The organism is Rhodococcus sp. O3 (assembly GCF_048897285.1).
In the GTDB taxonomy this organism is placed as follows: domain Bacteria; phylum Actinomycetota; class Actinomycetes; order Mycobacteriales; family Mycobacteriaceae; genus Rhodococcus.
On record NZ_JBMBTE010000160.1, the window covers coordinates 1 to 9,547 of the forward strand.

The following is a 9,547-nucleotide window of genomic DNA, read 5'->3' on the forward strand; positions in this document are numbered from 1 at the left end:
CCCGGGTGCCCTGTTCGGAGATGAGCATCCGCAGCGCGGCTTCCTGCTCGCCGGCCAGACGGGCCAGCTCGGCTGCCGGTCCCCCCAGTTCGTTCCCGCGCCGCTGGACGAGGGCGAGCACCTGCAGCACCCCGTCGTGCACCTGGCGGGCGAGCCGGTCGCGTTCCTCGGCGGCGGCGGCCATCCGCACCGCCTGTTCGAGTTGCCGGTGGGCGCGGCGCGCGGTCACGGTCGCGAACCCCATCGCGACGCCGACGGCGACGAGCACGGGGGCGGTCGCGTCCCGCCACAGGTCGAGGTTGATCTGGTCACGCACGACGGCGCTGACGGTGGCCATCACGAGGGCCGAGCACGTCCCGGCGACCGGGCCGCCGAGCACCGCGGCGGACAGCACGGCGTTGGCGACCCACAGTGTGGTCGGCATCGTCTGGTGGTTGCTGTACCAGTCGTGGTCGGCGATCAGTCGGGTCGCACCCATGAGGGCGATCGCGACGATCTGGTCGAGTGCCACCACCTGCCGGCGTTGGGCCGTTCCGCGCGACAGCAGGACCGCCGAGAGCACCGACCACGCCGCGAGAAGGGCGATGAAGAACCAGCCCAGTCCGGGCCGGGTGTAGTTGGGGACGGTCGAGATGTGGGAGCCGACCGCGTAGGCGAGAGTGACGAGGCGGAACACCTGCGAAGCTCGCCACAGCGGCGCATCCGGATCGGCATCGTGCCGTCCTCGTGCGGTTCCTCCCATTACCCACGTCCCCCGATTCGTGTCGATCGGGGAGATCGTAGGGTTCGGTGACGCGTTTTATGGACCACGACGTGCTGTGACGGTCGTTACAGTGGTTTGATTTGAAGTCGTGTTGAGGTCATATCGGGCTGTCGCGACGACTCTGCGTAGTCGCTGGCCCCTCTATATGGTCTCGATGGGGGCGTCGAACCTGTTCGGCGCCCTGTTGGTCTTCGCGTTCGTCCGCTACGGCATCCCGATCTCGGAATCGGAGAACATCATCGCGGACCGGGTCCGCAACTTCGCGGTGTTCGCCGTGTACCTCGCCTTCGCCGGTGTCGTCAGTCTCACGGCCGCGGCGGTGATGCTGCGGTCGGTGGTCCGGTGGCAGTTGCGCGGGGGCCCGCCGACGCGATCGGAGCAGATGGCTGCGCTGCACGCACCGCTGCGGCAGGCCATCGTGCATCTCGTGCTGTGGATTCTCGGCGGCGTGCTGTTCGTGTTCCTCACCGCGGAGGAGATGCCGTCGCTGGCCGCGGCGGTGGCGATCACCGTGGCGATGGCCGCGACGAGCACCTTCGGGTTCACCTACATGCTCGGTGAGCGGATCCTGCGGCCGGTGGCGGCCCAGGCGCTCAGCGAGGGCCGGTTCGACCGGACCATGGCGCCGGGGGTCGGCACCCGGCTGGCGATGACGTGGGGGCTGGGCACCCTGATGCCTGTGGCCGGCATCGTGCTGTTGTGCGTCACGCAGCTCACTTCGGACATGGAATTCTCGTCCGATTCGCTGTCGTGGGCGATTCTCGCGCTGTCGATCATGGCGATCGGACTGGCGCTGGTCCTGTCGACGCTCACCTCGGCGCAGATCTCCGATCCGGTCAAACAGCTGCGCTGGGCGATCGAACGGGTGCAGCGCGGCGCGACCGGTGTGCAGGTCGAGGTGTTCGACGGCAGCGAGATGGGTCGCCTGCAGGTCGGCTTCAACCGGATGATGGCCGAGTCCGACGAGCGGCGACGGCTGCGCGAACTGTTCGGTCAGCACGTCGGCGAGGACGTCGCGCGCCGCGCGCTGCAGTACGGCACCGAACTGGGCGGCGAGACCCGGTACGTGGCGGTGCTGTTCGTCGATATGGTCGGCTCCACGGCGACCGCCGCGGAACGGCCGCCGAACGAGGTCGTGGACCTGCTCAACGAGTTCTTCCGGGTCGTGGTCGACGTCGTCGACCGGCATCACGGGTTCGTCAACAAGTTCATGGGTGACGCGGCGCTGGCGATCTTCGGGGCACCGCTGGACCGCCCGGATGCACCCACCGCGGCACTGGCCGCGGCGCGGGAGCTGCGGTTCGCGCTCGACGAGATCACCGGCCTCGACATCGGTATCGGGGTGTCGGCGGGGCTCGCGGTGGCCGGCAACATCGGCGCGGCCGAGCGGTTCGAGTACACGGTGATCGGTGATCCGGTGAACGAGGCGTCGCGCCTGACCGAGCTCGCGAAGATGCGTCCGAGCCGGGTGCTGGCGTCGTCGAGCGCGTTGTACTTCGCCGACGACGAGGAGCGCGCGCAGTGGGAGCTGGGCGACGAGGTGCAGCTGCGGGGTCGCCGACGGCTGACCCACCTGGCCTCACCGATCAAATATCCCGAGTGAAGTGAGACCGGTCGCATCGCGGCGTTGGCTACGCTGATCCGCGTGGCGCCGCCTCGCGATGAACCACCCCGTCCCGGCGCAGCGCCGCGTCGGGGCGCCTTCGCATGGGTGAAATGGCTGCTCGGCGTCGCACTCGTGGTGCTGCTGACCGTCGAGGGTGTCTACCTGTGGCCGTCGCTGAGCGATTCGTGGCGTGCCCTGACGGAGATGCACTGGGGCTGGTTCACGGCGTGTATCGCGGCCCAGGCCGCGGCGCTGAGCGGCTTCGCCGGTGTCCAGCAGCGCCTGCTTCATGCCGGCGGGGTCACCGTCGGACACTTCCGATCGGCGTCGGTGGTCTACGCGAGCACGGCGATGTCGGTGACCTTGCCCGCCGGGCCGGTGTTCTCCACGGCGTTCACGTACAAGGAGACGCGCCGATGGGGTGCGACGCCGGTCGTCGCATCCTGGCAGCTGGCGGTGTCCGGGGTGATCGCGACGGCGACCCTCGCCGCGGTGGGGGTGGCCGGGGCGCTGGCGGTCGGGTCGCGGGTCAGCCCGGTCACGCTGGTGCTGGCCGTCGCGGGAGTGTTCGCACTCTTCTTCGGGTTGCGTCATGTCGCGAGGAATCCGTCGTCGATCGAGGCGCTGGGTCTGTGGGTGATCCACCGCGTCAACCGGTTGACGAAGAAGCCGGCCGAGACCGGTGTCGAGTCGTTCGAACGGATCCTGGGCCAGCTCGAGTCGGTGGACCTGGGCCGGCGGGATGCCCTGACGGCGCTGGGCTGGTCCGGCGTGCACCGGGTGTTCGACGTCGCGTGCCTGGGCCTCGCGTGCTGGACGGTCGGTGGGGATCCGTCGCTGCCGGGGTTGCTGATCGCGTTCACCGCGGCCAAGGCGGTGGCGAGTGTGCCGCTGGCGCCGGGCGGGCTCGGTTTCGTCGACGGCACGTTGATCGCGACGCTGACGGCGGCGGGGATGAGTGCGTCGCAGTCGCTGGCGGCGGTGTTCGTGTATCGCATGGTCAGCTTCGTGATCGTCGCGGTCGTGGGCTGGATCGTGATCGCGGTGCTGTATCGGTCGCATCGCATCGACGACGCCGAACTGGATCTGGAACGGGAGCACCAGGCCCGGTCGCTGCTCACGCGCCGGCCCGCTTCCCCTCCCCGGGCCGAGGGCGATCCCGGCCCGGCTCCCGACCGCATTCTGTAGTGATCCGCACCACACAATAGTTGCGTAATCAACCATCCGGTGTCATGGTGGAACACATCAGAAGTTGAAACTTTGATCAGTACGAGGAGTTGCCATGACCACCGCCACCACCGCGACGTTCCCGGGCCTGACCGCCGGCACCTGGGCCATCGACCCCGTCCACTCGACCGTCGGCTTCACCGTCCGCCACCTCGTGGTCAGCAAGGTTCGCGGTAACTTCACGAACTTCTCCGGCGCCGTGACCGTCGCCGAGGACGGCACCGCCGCCGTGTCCGCCGAGATCGCCGTCGACTCGATCGACACCCGGAACAGCGACCGCGACGTGCACCTGAAGTCCGCCGACTTCTTCGAAGCCGAGAAGTTCCCCACCGCGTCCTTCACCTCCACCGGCATCCGCAGCACCGGCAAGGGCTTCGTCGTCGACGGTGAGTTCACCCTCCGCGGCGTCACCAAGCCCGTCGAGCTCGAACTCGAGTTCAACGGCGTCAACCCGGGCATGGGCAACGGCCCGGTCGCCGGCTTCGAGGCCACCACCGTCATCAACCGCAAGGACTTCGGCATCAGCATCGACATGCCGCTCGAGGGTGGCGGCGCCGTCGTCGGCGACAAGATCACCATCAACCTCGAGATCGAGGCGGGTCTGCAGGCCTGACCTGCGTCACCACTCCGAACGAGCGCCCTCCGTCTCCGGAGGGCGCTCGTTTTCGTCCGGGGCCGAAGGACGCGCATCCGCGCCACCGACCTACCCTTGAACCCGTGAAAAAGTACGCGCCGGCGCTGGTGATCGATATCGTCCTCGTAGTCGTCTTCGCCGCTCTCGGGCGCTCGAGTCACGACGAAACCCTGAACATTCCGGGTATCGCGACCACTGCGTGGCCGTTCCTCGCCGGATTGACCGTCGGCTGGTTCGCGACCGCGGGGCTCTATCGCGACAAGTTCGACGCCCGCGCCGCCGTCCCTACCGGGATCCTCGTGTGGCTGTGCACCCTCGTCGTCGGCATGCTGCTGCGCGCGGTGACCGGGCAGGGCACGGCGACGGCGTTCATCGTGGTCGCGACCCTGTTCCTCGGACTGTTCCTGGTCGGCTGGCGTGTGATCGCCCGGGTGTGGGCCCGTCGCCGCGACGTCGCGACCCGGTGACGCCGACGCGCTGACCTTCGAAATATCCCCGTGGGTGCGTGCCCGGTGGGAAAGTGACTTTCATGAGTGACACCGCGGCACGTCCGGATTCGCAGTCGGACCACCGGTTCTTCGGCCAGCCGCTCGCGCTGGCCAACCTGTTCGGTGTCGAGATGTGGGAACGCTTCTCCTTCTACGGCATGCAGGGAATCCTGATCTACTACCTGTACTACTCGGTCGAAGAGGGCGGGCTGGGGATCAGCCAGGCGGCCGCGACGTCGATCGTCGGCGCCTACGGCGGCACCGTCTACCTGTCGACGATCCTCGGCGCCTGGATCGCCGACCGGTTGCTCGGCTCCGAACGAACCTTGTTCTACAGCGCCGTGATGATCATGTGCGGCCACATCGCACTGGCTGTCATTCCCGGACTCGCAGGGGTCGGGGTGGGTCTCGTGCTCGTCGCGGTCGGCAGCGGTGGCCTCAAGGCGAACGCGACGTCGCTGGTCGGCGACCTGTACGACGAACACGACGAACGCCGCGACGCGGGCTTCTCGATCTTCTACATGGGCATCAACCTCGGTGCCCTCGTCGGCCCGCTGCTCACCGGCTGGGTGCAGACCAACATGGGCTTCCACTACGGCTTCGGGCTCGCCGCGATCGGCATGGCCATCGGCCTGATCCAGTACTCGATCGGCCGCAAGCGGCTCGGCGGCATCGGCGCGACACCCCCGCATCCGCTTCCGGCCACGCTGCGCATGCGCGTCGCGGCCATCGCGGCCGCCGCGGTGGTGATCATCGCCGTGGCATCGCTGACCGGCCTGATCACCAGCGACAACATGTCCGACATCGTCGTGACACTGACGATCGTCGCGGCGGTCGTCTACTTCGTGATCATCCTGTCGAGCCGGGCGATCACACCGGTCGAGCGCAAGCGCGTCATCTCGTTCATCCCGATGTTCCTGGCGAGCGCCGCGTTCTGGTCGCTGTTCCAGCAGCAGTTCACGATGGTCGCGGTGTATTCGGACACGCGGCTGAACCGGAACCTGTTCGGCTGGGACTTCCCGCCGTCCTGGGTGCAGTCCATCAACCCGGTGTTCATCATCGTCTTCGCGGGTGTGTTCGCCGCCGCGTGGACGAAGCTGGGACCGCGGCAGCCCTCGTCACCGATGAAGTTCTCGATCGGCACGATCATCATGGGCATCGCGTTCCTGTGCTTCATTCCGATGTCCGGTGGTGGTCCGAACAGCGCGCCGCTGCTCGGCCTGGTGGGCATCCTGCTGCTGTTCACGTTCGCCGAACTGTTCCTGTCCCCGGTGGGCCTGTCGCTGTCGACGAAGCTGGCTCCGCAGAACTTCCACACGCAGATGGTGGCGTTGTTCTTCCTGTCGGTGGCCCTGGGCACGGCGATGGCCGGCACCCTCGCCAAGTACTACGACGAGAACAACGAGGTGCCCTATTACCTGTGGATCGGCGGGGCGTCGATCGGTGTGGGCATCGTGCTGATGGCGATCTCGCCGTGGATTCGCAGGATGATGCAGGGCGTGCACTGACGCCGGACCGTCTTCGCCCCTGCCACCGTGGCTACCGCAGGGCGAGCCACGCGGCGAGCCCGAAACCGGCGATCGACACACCGACCCGCAGCACGCCCGGCGGAATGCGCTTGACGACCGGCGGGCCGCACCAGCCGCCGGCGACGGTCCCGATCGCCATCGCGAGGGCCGCGGGCCAGTGCACCGGACCGAACGCGGCGAAGCCGATCGCGGCGACCAGGTTCGCGACGCCGAGCAGGTAACTCTTGAGGATGCTCGCCCGCCAGATCGTCTCCGACGAACACACGAGGATGAGCGCCAGGAAGATCACCCCGGCGCCGGCACCGAAGTAACCGCCGTACACGGCGACGAGGAATACCGCCGCCGAGAACGTGCGCGGCAGATCGCGGCCCCCGGCGAACGCGCGGATCCGGGGCTGGAACAGCAACGCGAGCGCGGCGAGCGCCACCAGATACGGGACGATCGCCTCGAAGGACCCTTCCGGCGCCGCGAGCAGCACGACCGCACCGACCACACCGCCGATCGCCGCGTAGGCGGTCCATCGCCACACCCGCGGCCCGGTGTCGACGACCTCGCGCGCCGAGTTCGACAACGCACCGACCCCGACACCGACCATCGCGACGGTGTTGGTGACGTTCGCCGCGACCGGCGACAGGCCGACCGCGAGCAGCGCGGGATAGGACACGATCGAGGCGAGTCCGGTGACGAAGCCGATCAGCCCGGCGAAGAAGCCCGCAACGACGAGCAGCAGCAGGTCGAAGAGGGTCACGACGAACAAACGTACCGGGGTCCGCTTTCACCCGCGAACGCTGGGGCCGTGTCCGGTCAGAATGCGTCGGCGGGCTTCCCGAGTTCGCGCAGGAACATGTCGGCCATCTTGATCGCGCGGTCGCCGCCGTCGGCGTTCGCGACGAACACCGCGAACGCCATGTCGCCGCTCACCCCGTAGAACCAGCGGTCGTCGCCGTTGTCCCCCGCGATGCCCGTCAGACCGGCATGCCCCCTGAGGAACGACGCCGGTCCGTTCTGGACGTTGTCGACCATCATCGCGCGCAAGGCGTCGATCGTCTCGGCCGGCAGCGGCTCGGCCGGTTCCGCGACGGTCGCCGGCTGCCCCTGCACGATCATCGGCATCGCCGCGTCGCCGCGCGCGATCGACGCCGCGAGCATCGCGGCTCCCATCGGGCTGAGCAGTGCTTCGCTGTCCGCCGGGGAACCCGTGAACTGCACGACGCCGCTGCGGTTCTGCCCGAACTGCGCGGTCTCGAATTCGAATCCGGGCACGGTGTAGTCGAGGCCGAGACCGAGCCTGCGCGCGATGTCGCCGAGTTCGGCGGTGCTGACCTGCGCCGGATCCTTCCCCAGCGCCATACCCGCCGCGACACGGACCGGGTCCATCGCCGACCCCGCCGGGTACAGGCCGCGGGTCGCGACGGCCCCGAGTTCCATGGCCTGGTTGTTCACGTCGACGGCGATTATGCCGCCGGTGGACGGCTGGATCGCGACGATCGCGGCGGGAGTTCCGACGCTGACGACGGCCTCCTTAGCGGCGAGCTGGACGTGCGAGTCGAGGGTCGAGACGAGATCCGGCGGCGGCGGGCCCTGGAATCCGGCGACCTGAATGGGGCCGGCCTGCGGATCCTCCAGGGTCACCGCCCAGCCGGCGGTCCGGTCGCGTTCGAGCTGCCACGCGCTGCGCAAGGAGTCGAGCAGCGGGCTCGAGATCCGGCGATCGGCGCTGATGAGGGTCGGGGTCTTGATCACCTCGACGCCGGGAATCGCGACGATGTCGTCCTCGAGGAACTGGTAGTCCTGGTCGCGCAGTTTGACGGCGGCGATCCGCTCACCGGGCTGTTCCGCGAGGCGCTGCTGCATGGACGCGGCCGTGATGACCGGTGCGACCGGTTCGAGGACGTCACCGAGCAGCGTGGTCGTCAGCACCGGATCGGGCATCTTCGCGGGATCGAGCACGACCGTGTTGATCGTCTGCTCGGCCATCAGCAACTGCCCGTTGCGATCGAAGATTTTCGGTGGCGCGGCGTCGGTGCGTACGTGGTGCACGGTGCGTCCGCCGCCGAGATCGGGTACGACGACGTCGGGGCTCCACGACACGCGCCAGCCGACGGCGAGCTTCTTGACGGAACCGTCGACCTGATAGGACCAGTCCTTGTCCGGTCCGAAGTTCCAATTCCCCTCGAGCGTGAAGTAACCGGACTCACCGGAAAGCTCGACCAGCTGGGTGATCTCGTACTCGACCGTGCCGTCGGACAGTCCGTCGAACAGCTGGGTCAGCGTCGCGGACGCCGCGTTCGGGTAGGACGTCAGGGCTGCGGCGCCCTCGGCGTCACGTTCGTTCAATTCGGCTACGAAATCGTCGACGAGGCGCTCCACATCGCTGCGCGAGTCGGCGATCGTGAACGCCACGACACCGGCCGTCACACAGATCACGATCGCGGAGATGAGGGCGACCACTCGCACTCGTCGCCGTTCCCGAGAACCCATAAAGATCAACCTTCACTTCAGTCACTTGAGCCTCAAGCACAGCTTGCCTACGATGCTGTCACAGTTGGACTACGAGGTCCGAATCACCTCCTGAGCACGCGCCCGGCCACGTCCAGCGCAGGAGCCGAACTCCCTGCTCCTGCAACGAAAACCGCGAACGCGAGATCGTCCTGCGCTCCGATGAACCATCCGTGCGCCTCGTTCGTGCCACCGTACTCTGCGGTCCCCGTTTTGCCGATCAGTTCCGGAATGTCGTTCAAAACGGTTGCGGTCCCGCCGGTCACGGTCTCGCGCATCATAGTTCGTAACGCCGCGGTCACCGGTGCAGGCGCGGCGTCCACGGTCCGATCCGCGGTCGCCGGCTCGTCCTGCACGATCATCGGAAGCGGTGTCGAACCGCGCACGATCGACGCCGCGACCATCGCCATCCCGAACGGCGACGCGGTCACCGCGCCCTGGCCGATCGCCGACTCGACGCGCTGCGCCGCCGAATCCGCGACCGGGACGTTTCCGGTCACGGTCACCAACCCCGGTGTCACATAGTCGATGCCGAGACCGAATTGGGCCGCTGCATCGGTCAGCGCATCCGGTGGCAGATTCACCGCCAACTGCGCCATCGTCGTGTTGCAGGAACGCGCGAACGCCGTGTGCAGGGGCACCGAGCCGAGATCGAAACTGTCGTCGTTCGGTATCGTGCGGTCCTCGATCGTCGCAACGCCCGGGCACGGCAGCACCGTGTCCGGAGCCGCCGCCCCGGCCTGCAACGCCGCCGACGTCGTCACCGTTTTGAACGTCGACCCCGGCGGATAGAGACCGGTC

General features: G+C 68.1%; 9 protein-coding genes. 5 read left to right on the plus strand and 4 right to left on the minus strand.

The window, feature by feature from the left end:
- Nucleotides 1–742 (minus strand): DUF5931 domain-containing protein (locus tag ACN675_RS25830; protein ID WP_420753548.1); only part of this gene is annotated, 742 nt, incomplete at its 3' end.
- A gap of 166 nt (nucleotides 743–908) precedes the next feature.
- On the opposite strand from ACN675_RS25830, the gene ACN675_RS25835 reads away from it, so the two are divergent.
- The 5 genes from ACN675_RS25835 to ACN675_RS25855 all read left to right on the plus strand — a co-directional run bounded on the left by ACN675_RS25835 (nucleotide 909) and on the right by ACN675_RS25855 (nucleotide 6,226).
- Nucleotides 909–2,366 carry an adenylate/guanylate cyclase domain-containing protein gene (locus ACN675_RS25835; RefSeq protein WP_420753549.1) on the plus strand — a complete coding sequence of 486 codons (1,458 nt, stop codon included), beginning with the start codon at nucleotides 909–911 and terminating at the stop codon, nucleotides 2,364–2,366.
- 42 nt (nucleotides 2,367–2,408) lie between these two features.
- Nucleotides 2,409–3,557 carry a lysylphosphatidylglycerol synthase transmembrane domain-containing protein gene (locus ACN675_RS25840; RefSeq protein ID WP_420753550.1) on the plus strand — a complete coding sequence of 383 codons (1,149 nt, stop codon included), beginning with the start codon at nucleotides 2,409–2,411 and terminating at the stop codon, nucleotides 3,555–3,557.
- Between the two features lie 94 nt (nucleotides 3,558–3,651).
- On the plus strand, nucleotides 3,652–4,209 hold the full coding sequence (locus ACN675_RS25845; RefSeq protein WP_420753551.1) for a YceI family protein: 558 nt from the start codon (nucleotides 3,652–3,654) through the stop codon (nucleotides 4,207–4,209).
- 104 nt (nucleotides 4,210–4,313) lie between these two features.
- The gene (locus ACN675_RS25850; protein ID WP_420753552.1) at nucleotides 4,314–4,697 is read left to right on the plus strand and encodes a DUF3054 domain-containing protein; all 384 of its coding nucleotides are present in this window, start codon (nucleotides 4,314–4,316) and stop codon (nucleotides 4,695–4,697) included.
- Between the two features lie 62 nt (nucleotides 4,698–4,759).
- Nucleotides 4,760–6,226, plus strand: a complete 1,467-nt coding sequence (locus ACN675_RS25855; protein ID WP_420753553.1) for a peptide MFS transporter — start codon at nucleotides 4,760–4,762, stop codon at nucleotides 6,224–6,226.
- A gap of 31 nt (nucleotides 6,227–6,257) precedes the next feature.
- Here the strand turns inward: ACN675_RS25855 and ACN675_RS25860 are convergent, their stop codons facing one another.
- The 3 genes from ACN675_RS25860 to ACN675_RS25870 all read right to left on the minus strand — a co-directional run.
- Nucleotides 6,258–6,995, minus strand: a complete 738-nt coding sequence (locus ACN675_RS25860) for a sulfite exporter TauE/SafE family protein (RefSeq protein WP_420753554.1) — start codon at nucleotides 6,993–6,995, stop codon at nucleotides 6,258–6,260.
- A 56-nt stretch (nucleotides 6,996–7,051) separates the two neighbouring features.
- Nucleotides 7,052–8,728, minus strand: a complete 1,677-nt coding sequence (locus ACN675_RS25865) for an NTF2-like N-terminal transpeptidase domain-containing protein (RefSeq protein WP_420753555.1) — start codon at nucleotides 8,726–8,728, stop codon at nucleotides 7,052–7,054.
- A gap of 83 nt (nucleotides 8,729–8,811) precedes the next feature.
- The coding region (locus ACN675_RS25870; protein ID WP_420753556.1) for a penicillin-binding transpeptidase domain-containing protein at nucleotides 8,812–9,547 on the minus strand (736 nt) is incomplete at its 5' end.